This window comes from Hahnella aquatica (SeqCode) (assembly GCF_965194505.1).
GTDB lineage: Bacteria > Pseudomonadota > Gammaproteobacteria > Burkholderiales > Burkholderiaceae_A > Hahnella > Hahnella aquatica.
Genome location: NZ_OZ239144.1, coordinates 376,127 through 393,831 on the forward strand (window position 1 = coordinate 376,127; position 17,705 = coordinate 393,831).

Below are 17,705 nucleotides of genomic sequence, written 5' to 3' on the forward strand. Positions count from 1 at the left end.
AGAGCATCCCTCGCGCATAATAGGCCGCTTGAGTCACACAAGGATGCGGCCATGACCCTCCACAACAAGCGAGACCTCTTCGCTGGCCTGATGTTCATTGCCTTTGGGCTGGTGTTTGTCATCGTGGCCCAGGACTACACCATGGGCACCTCACGCCGCATGGGCCCGGGCTACTTCCCCACCATTCTGGGTGCGCTGCAATTGTTGCTGGGCCTTGTGGTGTTGGTGGCTGCCTTTATGAAGGTCAATCGGGACGACGAGCCCATGACCCAGACCGACTGGCGCGGCCTGGGGCTGATCATCGGCAGCGTCATGCTCTTTGCCCAGTTGTTGCCGCTGGCGGGCTTTGTGGTGGCGGCCCCTTTGTTACTCATGGTGGCCGCCTTGGCGAGCCCCGAATCCAGTTGGCGTGAGCGGATTGTGCTCACCCTGGTGCTCACCGTGAGCACCATTCTGGTGTTTCGTGTGGGTCTGGAAATGCGATTCCCGCTCTTGCCGCCGGCACTGAATTAAACCGAGGACCCCTGCACATGGAACTCCTGAGCAACCTGGCCATCGGCATCGAGACGGCCTTCACCCTGCAGAACCTGATGTGGTGCTTCATCGGCGTATTGCTGGGCACCCTGATTGGTGTGCTGCCCGGCATTGGCCCGTTGGCCACCATCGCCATTCTGTTGCCCATCACCTACAAGATGGCCGACCCCTCCACCGCCCTGATCATGCTGGCGGGCATTTACTATGGTTCCCAGTACGGGGGTTCCACCACCGCCATTCTCGTGAACCTACCCGGGGAGTCGGCCTCGGTGGTGACGACCCTGGATGGCTATCAAATGGCCCGTCGCGGCAAGGCGGGCCTGGCCCTGGCCACCGCGGCCCTGGGCTCGTTCTTTGCTGGCACCGTGGCCACCTTCCTGATTGCAGCCTTTGCACCACCGTTGGCCGAGATCGCTTTCAAGTTCGGGCCGGCCGAGTACTTCTCGCTCATGGTCATGGGTCTTATTGCCGCGGTGGTGCTTGCCCATGGTTCGTTTATCAAGGCCCTGGCGATGGTGATGTTTGGTCTGCTGCTTAGCCTGATTGGAACGGACGTCAACTCGGGCGCAGCCCGTTTTACTTTCGGCGTTCCGGAGCTCATCGATGGCATCGACTTCGCGGTGATCGCCATGGGCCTCTTTGGTTTCTCTGAAATCATCTACAACTTAAAGGCCCAGGAGACCCGTGAACTCCTCAAGGAGAAGGTCACCGACCTGGTCCCCTCCCGGGCGGATGTGAAGCGTGCGGCGCCGGCCGTGCTGCGTGGCACGGCGCTGGGCTCGCTCTTGGGTATTCTGCCGGGGGGCGGGGGCATCCTGTCGTCGTTTGCCTCGTATGCCATCGAGAAAAAAATCTCCAAGCATCCCGAGGAATTCGGCAAGGGTGCGATCGAGGGCGTGGCCGGCCCCGAGTCGGCCAACAATGCGGGCGCCCAGACCTCCTTCATTCCCATGCTCACACTGGGCATCCCCACCACGCCCGTCATGGCACTCATGATCGCGGCCATGATGATTCACAACGTCCAGCCGGGCCCACAGGTCATGACCTCCAACCCCAGCCTCTTCTGGGGGCTGATTGTCTCGATGTGGGTGGGCAACTTCTTCCTGGTGATCCTGAACCTGCCGCTCATCGGCATGTGGATCAAGCTGCTGCAGGTGCCTTACCGCCTGCTCTACCCGGCCATTCTGTTGTTCTGCTGCATCGGGGCCTACAGCCTCAACAACAATGTCTGGGATGTGATCATGATCATTCCATTTGCCATCCTGGGCTACTACTTCAAGAAGTGGAAGTGCGAGCCGGCCCCCTTGCTCTTGGGCTTCATTCTGGGCGAGATGATGGAGGAGTACCTGCGTCGGGCACTCACGCTGTCGAGGGGCGACTGGGGCGTGTTGTTGGATCGTCCGCTGTCGGCCACCCTGCTGGGCATCTCTGCTGTGCTCATTTTGCTCATGCTGCTGCCATCGATTCGCAAGAAGCGCGAGCAGGCCTTCGAGGGCGAGCAAGACTGATCATCTAGCCCGCCGTTACACTCAGGCCCATGGCGGTTTTCACTTCGGTTGATGAGGCGGGCCTGCGGGGCCTGCTCTCTGGCTACGCGCTGGGGGAGTTGGTCTCCTTTGAGGGCATTTCGGCCGGCATTGAGAACACCAATTATTTTGTCGACACCACACAGGGCCAGCATGTGCTCACCCTGTTCGAGAAGCTCACTGCGGCAGAACTCCCGTATTACCTCGGCCTGATGCGGCACTTGGCTGAGCATGGCGTGGCCTGCCCTGCGCCCATTCCAACGACCTCGGGCGCGCTGTTCACCGAATGCGCGGGCAAGCCGGCCGCCTTCGTGAGCCGACTGCGCGGGCGTGACACCGATGCGCCCAGCCCCGCGGCCTGTCGTCTGGTGGGGGCGGCCTTGGCCAAGGCCCACCTGGCGGGCGCAAGCCTTGGCCTGCATCTGCCCAACCCCAGGGGGCTGGACTGGTGTGAGCAGACGGCACCCGCGGTGATTCCATTTCTGGAGGCGCCTGCCCAGGATTTGCTGGCCCAGGCCTTCTCGGACCAGCGGGCGTTTGTGCAAGGCAATGTCTTTCGCGCATGCCCTGTGGGCCCGATTCATGCAGACCTCTTTCGAGACAACGTGCTCTTCGACCAACTCGGTGAGTCGCCGGTCTTGGGGGGTTTCATTGATTTCTACTTTGCAGGCGATGGCCCCTGGGCCCACGACCTGGCCATCACCGTGAATGACTGGTGCCTCGTGTCGAACGATGATGGCAAGGCCCTCGACCGGCCCCGGCTCGCAGCCATGCTCGAGGGCTATGCCAGCGTGCGGCCGGTCACCTCAGCCGAGAAGGCCGCATGGCCCCTGTTCCTTCAGGCGGCTGCGCTTCGCTTCTGGCTCTCACGACTCTATGATTGGCATTGCCCCCGCAGTGCAGCCCTCTTAAAGCCCAAGGACCCATCCCATTTCGAGGCCATGCTGCGGTCCCGACGTCAACCCCTTCCAGAATGGGCCCAGTTGCCATGAAGATGCAGGACCAGCCCCGCCAATTGCCCAGCCGTGCCGGCCAGACCTGGCTGATCGATGGCATTCGCATCTTTCATCGCCAGCCCTTGGTCTGGGTGCTCTCGCTCATGACCTACTGGGCCGGGCTCGTGATGGTGGGCATCCTGCCGGTGGTGGGCCTCTTCCTGCCCTTGCTCTTCACGCCGGGCCTGGGCTTTGGATTCATTGTCCTGGCCGAGGCCGTCGATCGCCAAGACCCCGCCAAGCCCGCCACGCCAACGCTCCTGCTGGCGGGCTTTCGCGATGGCCATGCCCGAAGCATGCTGCAGTTGGGCCTGGCCTATCTCGCCGGCCTGACCATCGTGCTGCTGCTGGCCTGGCTGGTGGATGGAGACCAGATCGGCAGCATGATGCGTGACGGGCCGAGCCAAGAAGAGGTGGAGGTCATGCGCAAGAGCCTGCCCATGGGCCTGCTGGTGGCCATGCTGGCTTACATTCCGCTGATGATGGCGCTCTGGTTTGCGCCGCAACTGGTGGTCTGGCGAGGCTTTACCGTGGGCAAGGCCTTGTTCTTCTCCTTCTTTGCCGTGTGGCGCAACAAGGCTGCCTTCCTGCGCTACAGCCTGGCCTGGCTGGTGCTCATCTTCCTGGTCAGTGGGCTGTCCTCCCTGATCATGGACCTCTTCCAGATCAATGCCCAGAGCCTGCTGGTGACCCTGCTGCCGGTGAGCATGCTGCTCCTGGCCATTGCGCAGGCCTCGTTCTATGCGAGCACGCGCGATGTCTTCCAGGAGGATGACTCGGCCATGGCACCAGCTGTGGCACCAGCGCCGCCACCCCCGCCTGAGTCGTAGCTAGGCGGGGAGCTGGTCGCGCTGCTCGGTCAGGCGGCTGAGCGTGGATTCAAACTCGGCCAACCGGGCCCGCTCCTGGGCCACCACGGCCTCGGGTGCGCGGGCCACGAAGGATTCATTCGAGAGCTTGGCCGTGGCCTTCTGCACCTCTGCCGCCATGCGATCAATTTCTTTGCTGAGTCGAGCCCGTTCGGCGGCCGGGTCCACCTTCACTTCGAGCATGAGCTTGAGGCTGCCGACAATCTGAACCGGGGCCTGCAGACCAGGGTTGGGCTGCTCCAAGGTCTTGGTGAATCGAACGCCACTGGTCTTGCCCAGCATCTGCAGGGCATCGGCGATCAGTTGCTGGTCGTCGGGTGTTGTAACCCGGGTGGAGGCATCTTCCACGCAGACCTGCAGGGGCACGCGGTCGGCGGGTGAGAGGCCCATCTCGGCGCGCAGCGAGCGAATGGCAGAGACCAAGGCCTGGAGTTCGGCCATCTGGGCCTCGGCCTCGGGGTCGAGTTTCTTGAGGTCTGCCACGGGATAGGCCGCGGTCACGATGCTGTCGGCCTCGCCGTTGGCCAGCCGGGCGGATCGGCCGGCCAGGGGTGCCACCACCTGCCAGAGGGCCTCGGTGACAAACGGAATGATGGGATGGGCCAGCCGAAGAATGGCCTCCAGCACACGCAGCAGGGTGCGCCGCGCGGCCTTGGCCTGGTTCTCCTTCTCGCCCTGGAGCGCACGCTTGGCGAGTTCCACATACCAGTCGCAGAAGTCGTTCCAGACGAACTCGTAGATCTCTTTGGCGGCGAGGTCGAACCGGTAGGCCGTGAGGTGCTGGTGGACATGGTCCTCGGCCCGCTGCAGCCGGGAGATGATCCACCGGTCGACAAAGGTGAAGTGCAGGGGCCCATCGGGGCCGCAGTCGCCTGCACAGACGGAGAGCCCGCAGTCCTTGCCCTCGGTGTTCATGAGCACGAAGCGGGTGGCATTCCAGAGCTTGTTACAGAAGTTTCGATAGCCCTCGCAGCGCGAGAGGTCGAAGTTGATGTTGCGGCCGGGTGTTGCGAGGCTGGCGAAGGTGAATCGCAGGGCGTCGGTGCCGTGGGCCGTGATGCCTTTGGGAAACTCAGCCCGTGTCTTCTTCTCGATCTGCGAGGCCTGCTTGGGATTCATGAGGCCTGCGGTGCGCTTGGCCACCAGGGCATCGACCTCAATGCCATCGATGAGGTCGATGGGGTCGAGGGTGTTGCCCTTGCTCTTGCTCATCTTCTGGCCTTCGCCATCGCGAACCAGGGCATGGACATAGACATCGCGGAAGGGCACCTGCCCCGTGAAGTGGGTGGTCATCATGATCATGCGAGCCACCCAGAAGAAGATGATGTCAAAGCCGGTGACCAGCACGCTCGAGGGCAGGAACTGGGAGAGGCCAGGCTGAAGGTTGGGCCTGCCGTCCTTCCATTCCTCGCCCGGCACCACCAGTGTGGAGAACGGCACCAGGGCCGAGGAGAACCAGGTGTCGAGCACATCGGGGTCTCTCACGAGGGCACCCGACCAGCCGGCCGCCTTGGCCTTGGCCGTGGCCGCCTCGAGGGAATCGGCCACAAAGACGCTGCCATCTTGAATGGGCTGGCCTTGGTCGTCGGCCTTGTAATAGGCTGGAATCTGATGGCCCCACCAGAGCTGGCGTGAGATGCACCAGTCTTGAATGTTCTCGAGCCAATGCCGGTAGGTCGTGGTCCAGTTCTCTGGAAAGAAGCGCACCTCGCCGGTGTCGACCACGTCGAGCGCCCGCTGGGCAATGGAGCGACCGGGGGTGAAGCTGCCCTGCGGCGCAGGCTTGCTCATGGCCACGAACCATTGGTCGGTGAGCATGGGCTCGATCACGACGCCCGTGCGGTCACCACGGGGAACCATGAGTGTGTGGGGCTTGGAGGCCACAAGCAGTTCTTGGGCCGTGAGGTCTGCAAGGATGCGCTTGCGTGCCTCTTCACGGCTCAGGCCTCGATAGGCCGCTGGGGCCTCATCGTTGATGCGGGCATCCAGGGTGAATACATTGAGCATGGGCAGGCCATGCCGCTGGCCCATGGCGTAGTCGTTGAAGTCGTGGGCGGGCGTGATCTTCACGCAGCCGGTGCCGAAGGCCGGGTCGACATAATCATCCGCGATGATCGGAATCTCGCGGCCCACCAGGGGAAGGCGAATCATCTTGCCGATGAGGGACTGGTAGCGGGAGTCGTCGGGGTGCACGGCCACGGCCTGGTCGCCCAGCATGGTCTCGGGTCGTGTGGTGGCCACCACCAGGCTGCCGCTGCCATCGGCCAGCGGATAGCGCAACTCCCAGAGGTGTCCCTGCTCCTCCTCACTCACCACTTCCAGGTCGGAGACCGCGGTGAGCAGGGTTGGGTCCCAGTTCACCAAGCGTTTGCCGCGGTAGATGAGGCCCTGCTCATAGAGCTGGATGAAGACGGCCTGCACCACCGCCGAGCAGGTCGGGCTCATGGTGAAGTATTCCAAGGACCAGTCGCAGCTCGCGGCGAGCCTGCGCATCTGTCCGGTGATGGTGGTGCCCGACTGCTCCTTCCAATCCCAGACCTTTTTCAGAAAGCCCTCTCGGCCGAGGTCGTGGCGGGAGACGCCCTGGGCATCGAGCTGACGCTCGACGACGATCTGTGTGGCGATGCCGGCATGGTCGGTGCCCGGCAGCCACAGGGTGTTGTCGCCGCGCATGCGATGCCAACGGGTGAGGGTGTCCATCAGGGTCTGGTTGAAGGCATGGCCCATGTGCAGGGTGCCGGTGACATTGGGCGGTGGCAGTTGGATGCAGAAGGCCTCGGCCTTGGGCTGCTGGCCGGCTGCATAGAGGCCACGACGCTCCCACTCCGGCCCCCAGTGGGCTTCGAGTTGGGCGGGTTCAAAGGATTTATCGAGCGTCGACATGTTGGAGATCGTGGCGGGTGATGGGATAACCGCGGTCGCGGTAGAAGGCAAATCGCAGGCGGGCCTTTTGTTTGTCGATGTCATCGGGCCCAACGATTTCAAAGACACGGTCAAAACTGCTGAAGAACTCGGGCACCTCGTCGTCGAGGTTGACCAACAGGTGTGGCGTGCGGGGTGCCGAGGGCATCCAGGGTGCGCCGCAGAGGATCACTGGGGACTCCTCGGCCAGGGGATGGTCGGCCGGCACGTGGGGCAGGAAGTCTTCGTCGGAGAACTCGTAGAGGAGGTCGTCGAACTGGGCCAGCCGGGCCGCCTCCGCGCAAAAGACAATGAGCGGCTTCTCCTCGGTGGCGGCCTTGGACCGCAGTGCCTTGCGGACCAGGCGGCAGGCGTGGGTCAGGCGGTCTGGCGTGTTGAAGTGGAAGTCAACACTGGTCACGCCAGGCCGTTCTTGAGGAACTCCACCAGAAGGCCCACGGGCCGGCCCGTTGCGCCCTTGTTCTGGCCACTTCGCCAGGCGGTGCCCGCGATGTCGAGGTGGGCCCAACGATAGTTCTTGGCAAAGCGCCACAGGAAGCAGGCGGCGGTCACGCTGCCGGCCGCTCGGCCACCGATGTTGGCCATGTCGGCAAAGGGCGACTTCAGCTGCTCTTGATAGTCCTCCTCGAGCGGCATGCGCCAGGCGGTGTCGAGGCGGGTCTTGCCCGCATCGATGAGGGCCTGGGCGAGCGCATCGTCTGCACTGAAGAGGCCAGAGTTCACGGCACCGAGTGCAATCACGCAGGCGCCGGTGAGTGTGGCAATGTCCACCACGGCCGCGGGCTTGAACTGCTTGTCGACATAGGTGAGGGCATCGCAAAGGATGAGACGGCCTTCGGCATCGGTGTTGAGAATCTCGACGGTCTGCCCCGACATCGTCTGCACGATGTCGCCGGGTCGGGTGGCCGAGCCACTGGGCATGTTTTCGGCCGTGGGGATCACGCCGACCACATTGCGCTTGAGGCCCATCTCCGCCACGGCATGCATCACCCCCAGCACGGTGGAGGCGCCCGACATGTCGTACTTCATTTCATCCATCTCGGCCGGTGGCTTGAGCGAAATGCCGCCGGTGTCGAAGGTGATGCCCTTGCCCACCAGCACCAGTGGCGCTTCTTTGGCGGTGCCACCGTTGTGCTGGAGCACGATGAACTGGGGCGGCTGCACGGAGCCCTGGGCCACGGCCAGCAGGGCATTCATGCCGAGCTTTTCCATGGCAGCGCGGTCGAGCACCTCGGCCTTGAGCCGGAACTGGCGGGCGAGGGTCTTGGCGGTGTTGGCCAGGAAGGTGGGCGTGCAGATGTTGGGGGGCAGGTTGCCGAGGTCTTTGGTGAGCTCGATGCCATTGGCCAGGGCCTGGGCCTCTCCAATGATCTTGGGCGCATCGGTGGGTCGCAGGTCGCCGGGCAGGAGCATCTCAACGCTTCGCAACGAGGGCTGATCGGCCACCTTGGTGGCCTTGGCCGTTTTGGCCACGGGCTTTGCGGCGCCCTCGGAGCCGGCCTTGCTCTTGAAGCGGTCGAACCGATAGAGGGCCTCGCGGCAGGCGAGCACGTGGGTCTGCACACGCCAACTGCCGTCGCGGCTGCCCACGGCCACCTCGGTGAGGTAGGAGGACACCCGCTTGACGCCCTTCAGGGACACCATGGCCTTGGTGGCCGACTTCACCGCATCGGCAAAGACCTTCTCTGTGAGGGCCTCCTTCTTGCCGAGGCCCACGAGCAGCACGCGGGTGCTGGCCAGGCCGTCGAGGTCGCGCAGCAGCAGGGTGGTGCCGGCCTTGGCATCGAAGTCGCCAGCCTTGAGCAGTCGGGCCAGGGCGCCGTTGGAGACCTTGTCGACCACGCGGGCGGGCATGGTGAGCTCCACCCCGTTGGGTGTGGCAAAGAGCGCCACCCAGGCGCAGTCGGCGCCGGCCCGATCCACGGGCTTGTTGCTGGCGATAAATTCAATGGATTCCCGAGCTTCGCCCGGGTCTTTGACTTCTTTCATGCTGGAAGCAACGGTCATGACAAAATGCCTAGCAATGGACGAAAACCCTCATTATAAAAGCCCGTGATCTTTCACAAAGCCCTATTGCAAGAACTCAGGGCCATGGGCGGTGTGGTTTTTGCCACCCTGCTGACGATTGTGGTCACGACCACGCTCATCCGAACCCTGGGCCGGGCGGCCTCTGGGAAGGCGGACAGCGAGCTGGTGCTCCCCCTGATCGCCCTCTCCACGGTGAATTCCCTGGGCCTGGTCATTAGTCTGACGGCCTTCATTTCCGTGCTCATGGTGCTCTCGCGGCTCTGGCGGGATTCGGAGATGGTGGTTTGGCTGTCCTCTGGCAAGAGCCTGTTGAGCCTGGTGCGGCCGGTCTGGCGCTTCATTTGGCCCTTGGCCCTTGCGGTGGCCACGATCAGCCTGGTGGTCTCGCCCTGGGCCCGTCAGCAGTCCGAGGAACTGCGCCAGCAGTTCGACACCCGCGAGGACAGTCGCCGCATTGCGCCGGGCCAGTTTCGAGAGTCCAACCGCGGCACCCGAACCTTTTTTGTGGAGAACCCGAGCGAGGAGTCGACCGAGCTGGGCATGGTCTTTGTGGTCACGCGCGAAGTCGATGGCCGCGAGTCGGTGCTGCTGGCCGCCCGCGGGCGATTTGAATCCGATTCGTCCGGTGAGCCCTGGGTCTACATTCAAGACGGCACGCGCACGGATTTCCAACCTCCCAGCGGTGGTGCAGCCCTGGCGGTGCGCACCATGACCTTCGAGGGCTATCGGCTTCGAACCGATGCCGCACCGGGTGGCAAGGTGGTCGACCCGTCCGTGCGGGCCCTGCCACTGCACGTGCTCATGGCCATGCCCGGGCCGCAGCCCTTGGGTGAACTGGCCTACCGTGTGGGCCTGCCGATCTTGTGTGTGCTGCTGGGCTTTCTGGCCATTCCCTTGTCCTTCTCCAATCCGCGGGCCGGGCGCTCCTTTCACCTGCTCTTTGCCTTTCTCATCACCATGGTGGCCAACAACCTCTTGGCCGTGAGCCAGGCCTGGATTTCTCAGGAGCGCATCAGTTTTGCGCTGGGCTGGTGGCCCATTCATGTTGGCCTGGCCTGCCTGCTGGCTGGCCTCTTCTGGTTCCGAATGGGGCTGCGTCGCGGCCCCATGGACTTGCTCTGGGCTACGGTTCGAGGGCTCCGCACTGGGGGTTCGGGCCGGTGAAGACCTTCTCTGCCTACCTGGCCCGTGGCATCTACGGACGGGTGGGCTTTGTGCTGCTGGGCTTCGTGGCCCTCTTTGCGCTCTTTGATTTTGTCTCCGAGCTCGAGGAAATTGGCCGCGGCAATTACCGACTGGCCGACGCCCTGCAGTACATCGTCCTGCGACTGCCCGCCATGGCCTACGAGCTCTTGCCCATTGCCTGTCTCATCGGAGGCCTGTGGGCCCTGGCGGGGCTGGCTGCCAGTTCTGAGTTCACCGTGGCCAGGGCCTCGGGCTTTCGTCCTGTGGATGCCCTGAAGACCATTGGCTGGACGGGCCTGCCCCTGGTCGTGGCCTGCGCCCTGCTCTCGGAGTGGGTGGTGCCATTCTCGGAGAACCTTGGCAGTCGACTGCGTGCAGAGGCCCTGGGCAGCTCCAGTGTGCAGTCCTTGCGCAGCGGCTACTGGCTGCGCGATGCGCTCACGGGTATTCCAGGCCCGGTGCGGGAGCGGATGATCAACCTCGTGGGGGCGAGCCCCGACCAGCGCCTCTTGGGCTTGGTGCTCTATGAGTTCGACCAAGACCGTCGCCTGCTGCGGGTGGTGCGTGCGGAGTCGGCCCGCTTTGAGTCGATTGAATCCCAAGGCTCGGTCGATGCGAGTGTCTGGCAGCTCACGGGCGTTCGCATGCTGGAACTGGGCCGGGACGAGACGGTGCGCCAGCGCAATGAGCCCACGCTGCGCATGCTCTCCGGTCTCTCGCCCACCACCTTGGGCGCGCTGCTGGTCAAGCCGGATCAGATGTCGGCCCACGACCTCTTCCAGTACACGGGCTACCTCAAGTCCGGCCGGCAGAGCGCCACCCGCTATGAGCTCGCCTTCTGGAAGAAGGTCTTCTACCCGCTGGCCGTCTGGGTCATGCTGCTGCTCGCCTTGCCTGCGGCCTACCTGCTGTCTCGGGGCGGCACCGTGGGCCTGAAGGTGTTTGTGGGTGTGCTGCTGGGCGTGGCCTTTCACCTGCTCAACAGCCTCTTCTCCCACCTGGGCGTGCTCAACACCTGGCCTGCGCCAGTGGTGGCTGCCATCCCCACGGGGCTCGCACTGCTCCTGGCGATGGCAATGCTGCTGAGGGTGCAGCGAACCTAGGCTGTTGCTCGGTTTGTTCCTAGGCCGGCTTGCTGCTCGCGGCCTGCTTGGCGAGGTCTGCAGCGGTGGTGAAGGCATCCGCAAAGAACTCGTCTTCGGGCAGCCCACATTGGGCCACGAAGTCACGCTGGGCCGACTGCACCACGATGGGCGCACCACAGGCGTAGACGGAATGGCCTGAGAGGTCTGGGTGGTCTGCCATCACGGCCTGGTGCACAAAGCCTGTGCGGCCCGACCATTGGTCTTCGGCCAAGGCATCACTCACCACCGGAATGTACGAGAAGTGAGGAAGCGTCTTGGCCCACTGCTGTGCCAAGTCGTCCATGTAGAGGTCCTGTGGCCGACGGCCACCCCAATAGAGGGTCATGGGCCGCTCGATGCCCTTGAAGATGGCGTGCTCGATGACGGCCTTGATGGGCGCAAAGCCCGTTCCGCTTGCGAGAAAGACGATGGGCTTGGCGCTGTCCTCGCGCAGGAAGAAGGTGCCCTGTGGGCCCTCGAATCGGAGGATGTCTTTTTCCTTGACCGCGTTGATGGATGGGGTTCCGGTGCCAAAGAGGGCGTCGGTGAAGGCGCCGCCTGGCGTGTGCCGAATGTGAAGCTCCACCTGCTGGTTGTCGTGGGGGGCATTGGCCATGGAATAGCTGCGACGCTTGCCGTCCTTGAGCAGGATGTCGATGTACTGGCCGGCAAGGAACTGAAAGTTCTCGGTGGCGGGCAGTTGCAGTTTGATGATGGCCACGTCGGCGGCAGCACGCTCAATGCTGGCCACCCGGCAGGGCAGCTTGCGTGAGGGAATCATGCCGTCGGCGGCGACCACGCGGGCCGCCACGGTGAGGTTGCTGCGGGCGGTGGCCTGGCAGAGCAGCAGCTGGCCCTTGGCCCGCTCTTCATCCGAGAGGGCCTTGGTCTGGTACTCACCGTAGTCGACCTCGCCTTCTGAGAGGGTGGCCTTGCAGGAGCCACAGGCGCCATCTTTGCAGCCGTAGGGCAGCACGATGTTGGCCCGCAGGGCGGCCGCAAGAAGGGTTTCGCCATCATCGACGGAGAAGGATTTGCCAGATGGCGTGAGGGTGCAGGTGTGTGTCATGGTGGCCGCATTGTACCGGCGGGCCCGAGGGCTAGCGTTTCAGGAAGCGAGCAAGCGCAAGGCCCGTGGGGCTTTTCTGTTTGGCGATCTCGCGGGGTGTGCCGCTTGCGACCAGGCGTCCGCCATGGGAACCGCCGCCCGGGCCAAGGTCGATCATCCAGTCCGACTGGGCCCAGAGGTCTAGCTGGTGCTCGATCACGAGCACGGTGTTGCCCGCCTCCACCAACTGATGAAGGGCATGAATGAGCCGTTCCACATCGGCCATGTGCAGGCCCACGGTGGGCTCATCGAGCACATAGAGGGTCTTGTGATTGGCCTTGGCCTTGGCCAGTTCGGTCACGAGCTTGATGCGCTGAGACTCGCCACCCGAGAGGGTCGGGCTGGGCTGGCCGAGCTGAAGGTAGCCCAGGCCGACATCCTGCATGCACTGGAGTGGGCGCCGCACCGATGGAATGGGATCGAAGAAGGCCAGGGCCTCATCGACCGACATCTGGAGCACCTCGGAGATGGTCTGGCCACGCCAGCGCACCTGCCGCGTCTCGGCATTGAACCGTTGACCACCGCAGGCATCGCAGACCACTCGAACATTGGGCAGGAAGTTCATCTCCACGGTCTGCCAGCCTTGGCCATCACATCGGTCGCAGCGGCCGTCGCCTGTGTTGAAACTGAATCGGTTGGGCTTCCAGCCTCGCCGCCGCGCATCCTCGCCATCGGCAAAGTGCTTGCGGATGTCGTCCCAGAAGCCAATGTAGGTGGCCGGTGTGGAGCGCGGTGTTTTGCCGATCGGGGTCTGGTCGACCTCCAGCACTCGGGCAATCGACTCCCAGCCCTGAATGCTCGCGCAGCCACGCCAGTCGATGGCGCTGGCTCGGCCGGCCTTGGAGCGCTGCAGGTGCACCACGCGGCTGAGGTTGCTGCGAATCACATCGCGCACCAGGCTCGACTTGCCCGAGCCTGACACGCCGGTCACGACCGTCAGTCGATTCAATGGAATGCGTGCATCGACACCCTGCAGGTTGTGGAGCCGTGCGTCCTTCACCACCAGCCAGTCTTCGGGAGGCGGGCGCAGGGGTTGGGCGGGGTGCTCCATGGGGCTGCGCAGGTAGCGCCCGGTGACCGACTCGGGGCTGGCCTCCAGGTCGGCCTGGCTGCCCTGGGCCACCACTTCGCCGCCTCGGCGTCCTGCCCCCGGCCCCATGTCGATGAGGTGGTCGGCCATGGCGAGCGTCTCCTCATCGTGCTCGACCACCACCACGGTGTTGCCCTTTTGTTGGAGCTTGCGCAGCAGCACCAGAAGTGCCTGGTTGTCCTTGGGATGCAGCCCGATCGAGGGCTCATCGAGGATGTAGCACACGCCCTGCAGGTTCGAGCCCAGTTGCGAGGCGAGTCGAATCCGCTGGGCCTCACCACCCGAGAGGGTCGGTGCTGCGCGGTCCAGCGAGAGATAGCCCAGGCCCACCGAGCAGAGGAAGTCCACCCGGCTGCGAATCTCCTTCACAAGGTTCTCCGCGATGGCGAGGGATCTGGCGTCAAAGCCTCTGGTCAGGGCCTCGAGCCAGTCGGGCAGTTCTGAGATGGCCAGCCGTGAAATCTCATGCAGGCCTTGGCCATGGATGGTGATCGAGCGGGCCACTGGGTTGAGCCGGGCGCCCTCGCAGTCGGGGCACCACAAGGGGTCGAGGCCGGCCTCCTCATCGGTGTCCTCGTCCACGAGAAAGGCATCCTCCTCGCCCGTGTCGTCCTCGGCCAGGCCGGACTCAAACAGGCCCGTGCCCGTGCAACGGGGGCACCAGCCGAGTCGGGTGTTGTAGGAGAAGAGGCGTGGTTCGGGCTCGGGCAGGCTCTGACTGCAACTGGGGCAGGTGCGCTTGGTGGAGTAGAGCCGTGCGGTGGGAGCCACCTGCTGCAGTCGTGGGGTCTGGTCGAGCGGCGCGAGCACGGTAAGGCTGCCCTGGCCCAGAGAGAGTGTCTTGCCCACGGCCTCTCGCAGGGCGGCTTCGACGGATGCATCAATGGCGAGGTCTGCCACGGGCAGCTCGATGGTGTGCTCACGGTAACGGTCGAGCCGCGGGAAGCGGTCGGTCGGCATGAACTCGCCATCCACGCGCAGGTGGGTGTGGCCTCTGGCAGCAGCCCACTTGGCCAGGTCTTGGTAGATGCCCTTGCGTTGAATCACCAGGGGGGCGAGCAGCCCAATGTGTTGGCCCGCGTTTTCTTTGAGGATGCTCGCCACGATGGCCTCGGCCGACTGGGGCGCAATGGGAATGCTGCAGCTGGGGCATTGCTGCTGGCCAAGCTTCACATAGAGCAGTCGCAGGAAGTGGTGAATCTCGGTGAGGGTGCCCACGGTGCTCTTGCGGCCACCACGGCTGGTTCGTTGCTCGATGGCCACCGTGGGTGGAATGCCGTAGATGGCATCGACCTCTGGCCGGGAGGCAGGCTGCAGAAACTGGCGTGCATAGGCATTGAGCGATTCCAAGTAGCGGCGCTGGCCCTCGGCAAACAGAATGTCGAAGGCCAGGGTGGACTTGCCCGAGCCCGAGACCCCCGAGACCACGGTGAGTTGGTTGCGCGGAATCGACAAGGAGATGTCTCGCAGGTTGTGCTCGCGGGCATGCAAAATCTCAATGGCCGCATGGCCGGGGTGTGGCGCGGCTGCAATGCGTTTTGGCGAGGCCACCCGGGGCGTTCGGGCCAGTCGAAGGGCCTCTCCCGTGTGCGACTGCGGGCATGCGATGAGGTCCTCCACACTGCCCTCGGCCACCAACTGTCCGCCATCGGGACCTGCATCGGGGCCCAGGTCGATGAGCCAGTCGGATGCCTGCATGAGGTCCAGGTTGTGCTCAATCACCAGCAGGGAGTGGCCTGCCTTGACCAGGGCCTTCAAGGAACGAATCAGCTTGGCAATGTCATCGAAGTGCAGGCCCGTGGTGGGCTCATCAAAGAGCAGCAGCATGCCCTGCTTGGCTTTTGCGCCACGTTCGGCCGCATCCGCCAGGTGGCCGGCAATCTTCAGGCGCTGGGCCTCTCCGCCCGAGAGGGTTGGCACGGGCTGCCCAAGCCGCAGGTAATCCAGGCCCACATCCACCAGGGGCTGCAGCCGGCGTTTCACCTCACGGTCGTCTGCGAAGAAGGCCAGGGCCTCCGACACGGTCATCTCGAGGATGTCTGCAATTGATTGGCCTCGCACCGAGACCTCGAGTGTCTCTGCACGAAACCGTCGGCCTTGGCACTCGGGGCATTTGAGGTAGACGTCCGAGAGGAACTGCATCTCCACCTGCTCAAAGCCACTGCCATTGCAGGTGGGGCAGCGGCCTGTGCCGGCATTGAAGCTGAAGGTGCCCACCGAGTAGCCCCGCTGCAGGGACAAGGGCGCCTCTGCGAACTGTCGGCGAATGGCATCGAAGGCGCCCACATAGACCGCGGGGTTGGATCGTGTGGTCTTGCCAATCGGAGACTGGTCGACCATGAGGACATCCGAGATCAGTCCTGCACCCTCGAGTCCTTGAAAGGAGCCTGGTGCATCGGTGGCCTTGCCGAAGTGTTTACACAGGGCTGGGTAGAGCACGTCCTGCGCGAGCGTGGATTTCCCCGAGCCAGAAACCCCGGTGAGGCAGACCAGGTGCCGCAGTGGGATGCTGACATCAATGTTCTTGAGGTTGTTGGCACGCACGCCCAGCAGCCGCAGGCGCGGTGCTTTGGCCACCACCTCGGCGGGGGCCGGCGGCGTGGACTCCACACGGCACTCACCACGCAGGTAGGCGCCCGTGAGTGTGGGCCCTGTGACCAGTCCCGCGAAGTCACCGTTGTACTGAATCTCGCCGCCGCGCTCGCCGGGCCCGGGCCCCATGTCGATGATGCGGTCGGCCGCCTCCATCACCGCGGGGTCGTGCTCGACCACGAGCAGGCTGTTGCCGGCGTCGCGCAGGCTGTGCATGACATCCACCAGCCGTTGCAGGTCGCGCGGGTGCAGGCCGATCGATGGCTCATCGAGCACAAAGAGGGTGTTCACCAGGGAGGTGCCCAGGGCGGTGGTGAGGTTGATGCGTTGAACCTCTCCACCCGAGAGGGTGCGGGACTGGCGATCGAGCGTGAGATAGCCCAGGCCCACCGCACGGCAGAACTGCAGGCGGGCCGACATCTCTTTAAAGACCAAGTCGGCGGCTGCGGCCTGCCCCGCAGACAAGGCCATGGTCTGAATGGACTGCAGCCATGCCCAGGCCTCGTCGATCGACAAGGCCATGACCTCGGCCAGGGTCTTGCCCATCAACTGCCACTGCAGGGCCTCGGGCTTGAGCCGGGCCCCTTTGCAGCCGGGGCACTCGGTGTAGGAGCGGTAGCGCGAGAGCAGCACGCGCACATGCATCTTGTAGGCCTTGCCTTCAAGGTACTCAAAGAAGCGGTGCACCCCGTACCACTGCTTGGTCCAGTTGCCCTTCCAGTCGGCATCGCCCTGAAAGACCCAGGCGCGATCGTCGGCGGGCAGGTCCTTCCAGGCGATGTCGGTGGCCACGCCGCGTCGGGCCGCATGCATCAGCAGTTCGGCCTGGCAGTCCTCATAGGATTTGGTCTGCCAGGGCTTGATGGCGCCGGCCGCCAGGCTCAGCCGCTCATCGGGCACCACCAGGCCAGGGTCGATGCCGATCACGCGGCCAAAGCCCTTGCAGGTCTCGCAGGCACCAATTGGTGAATTGAAGGAGAAGAGGGCGGGCCGAGGCTCTTTGAAGGAGAGGCTGCATCCCGCGCAGGCCAGGCTGCTCGAGAAGCGGCTCACAGTGTCGGTCTCCAGGAGCACCATCTGGCATTGGCCTTCCCCGAATCGCAGGGCGGTCTCGATGGCCTCGGTCACTCGGGCCCGCTCGAGAGACTCGTTGCAGACAAATCGGTCGGTGATCACGCGCACCGAGTCGCTGGTTCGGGCATGCACCTTGTTGAAGCCCTGGGTGGAGAGCCACTGCAGCAGGTCGTCTTCCGACAAGGACTCGGGTGCGTCCCGCTCAAAGCACAGGGCGAGCTTCGTGCCCGTGGGCTGCGACATGACCAGGGTGGCAATGCCCTCGGCCGTGTCGCGATGCACAGGAACCGCGCAGCCGGGGCAGATGAGGTCGGCCACCCGCGCATAGAGCAGCTTGAGGTGGTCGGTCAGTTCGGTCATGGTGCCCACGGTGGAGCGCGAGGTGCGGACCGGATTGGTCTGGTCGATGGCAATGGCCGGTGGTACGCCATCGATCGCATCGACCAGGGGCTTGTCCATCCGATCGAGGAACTGTCGGGCGTAGGCGGAGAAGGTCTCGATGTAGCGGCGCTGACCTTCGGCATACACGGTGTCGAAGACCAGTGAACTCTTGCCCGAGCCCGAGACGCCAGTGACCACGATGATCTCCCCGAGGGGGAGGTCTACGGAGAGGTTCTTAAGGTTGTTCTGCCGAGCGCCCCGGACCTGAATGGCCATG

At 64.2% G+C, this 17,705-nt stretch carries 11 protein-coding genes; 6 read left to right on the top strand and 5 right to left on the bottom strand.

The genetic code is table 11. The annotated features are described in order from the left end of the window. The first annotated feature begins 51 nt into the window (after positions 1–51). Genes AC8GDA_RS01900 through AC8GDA_RS01915 form a run of 4 tightly spaced genes read left to right on the top strand, consistent with a single transcriptional unit; the run spans position 52 to position 3,885 of the window. Positions 52–513 (top strand): tripartite tricarboxylate transporter TctB family protein, encoded by a 462-nt coding sequence (locus tag AC8GDA_RS01900; protein WP_506556629.1) that lies wholly within the window; start codon positions 52–54, stop codon positions 511–513. 17 nt (positions 514–530) lie between these two features. Then, a complete protein-coding gene (locus AC8GDA_RS01905) occupies positions 531–2,042 on the top strand; it encodes a tripartite tricarboxylate transporter permease (protein WP_506556630.1) in 1,512 nt (503 codons plus the stop codon). Between the two features lie 29 nt (positions 2,043–2,071). Next, positions 2,072–3,052 (top strand): homoserine kinase, encoded by a 981-nt coding sequence (locus tag AC8GDA_RS01910; protein WP_506556631.1) that lies wholly within the window; start codon positions 2,072–2,074, stop codon positions 3,050–3,052. Continuing rightward, positions 3,049–3,885, top strand: a complete 837-nt coding sequence (locus AC8GDA_RS01915) for a BPSS1780 family membrane protein (RefSeq protein ID WP_506556632.1) — start codon at positions 3,049–3,051, stop codon at positions 3,883–3,885. Before AC8GDA_RS01910 ends, AC8GDA_RS01915 begins: the two co-directional genes overlap by 4 nt. On the opposite strand, the gene AC8GDA_RS01920 is transcribed toward AC8GDA_RS01915, so the two are convergent. Genes AC8GDA_RS01920 through AC8GDA_RS01930 form a run of 3 tightly spaced genes read right to left on the bottom strand, consistent with a single transcriptional unit; the run spans position 3,886 to position 8,796 of the window. Next, complete coding sequence (locus tag AC8GDA_RS01920; protein WP_506556633.1) at positions 3,886–6,807, bottom strand: valine--tRNA ligase; 2,922 nt, start codon at positions 6,805–6,807, stop codon at positions 3,886–3,888. Continuing rightward, positions 6,791–7,246: a DNA polymerase III subunit chi gene (locus AC8GDA_RS01925; protein WP_506556634.1), complete on the bottom strand. Its 456-nt coding sequence runs from the start codon at positions 7,244–7,246 to the stop codon at positions 6,791–6,793. The genes AC8GDA_RS01920 and AC8GDA_RS01925 overlap by 17 nt, the downstream gene beginning before the upstream one ends. After that, positions 7,243–8,796 (bottom strand): leucyl aminopeptidase, encoded by a 1,554-nt coding sequence (locus tag AC8GDA_RS01930; protein ID WP_506557172.1) that lies wholly within the window; start codon positions 8,794–8,796, stop codon positions 7,243–7,245. The genes AC8GDA_RS01925 and AC8GDA_RS01930 overlap by 4 nt, the downstream gene beginning before the upstream one ends. A gap of 102 nt (positions 8,797–8,898) precedes the next feature. Here AC8GDA_RS01930 and lptF point away from each other — a divergent pair, with 102 nt between their 5' ends. Both lptF and lptG read left to right on the top strand, forming a co-directional pair. Next, on the top strand, positions 8,899–10,038 hold the full coding sequence (gene lptF, locus AC8GDA_RS01935; RefSeq protein ID WP_506556635.1) for an LPS export ABC transporter permease LptF: 1,140 nt from the start codon (positions 8,899–8,901) through the stop codon (positions 10,036–10,038). Continuing rightward, positions 10,035–11,162 carry an LPS export ABC transporter permease LptG gene (gene lptG / locus AC8GDA_RS01940; protein ID WP_506556636.1) on the top strand — a complete coding sequence of 376 codons (1,128 nt, stop codon included), beginning with the start codon at positions 10,035–10,037 and terminating at the stop codon, positions 11,160–11,162. Before lptF ends, lptG begins: the two co-directional genes overlap by 4 nt. Before the next feature lie 19 nt (positions 11,163–11,181). Here the strand turns inward: lptG and AC8GDA_RS01945 are convergent, their stop codons facing one another. Both AC8GDA_RS01945 and uvrA read right to left on the bottom strand, forming a co-directional pair. Continuing rightward, positions 11,182–12,252, bottom strand: a complete 1,071-nt coding sequence (locus AC8GDA_RS01945) for a CDP-6-deoxy-delta-3,4-glucoseen reductase (protein ID WP_506556637.1) — start codon at positions 12,250–12,252, stop codon at positions 11,182–11,184. Positions 12,253–12,283: 31 nt separating this feature from the next. Next, positions 12,284–17,704: an excinuclease ABC subunit UvrA gene (uvrA, locus tag AC8GDA_RS01950; RefSeq protein ID WP_506556638.1), complete on the bottom strand. Its 5,421-nt coding sequence runs from the start codon at positions 17,702–17,704 to the stop codon at positions 12,284–12,286. Position 17,705 lies beyond the last annotated feature (1 nt).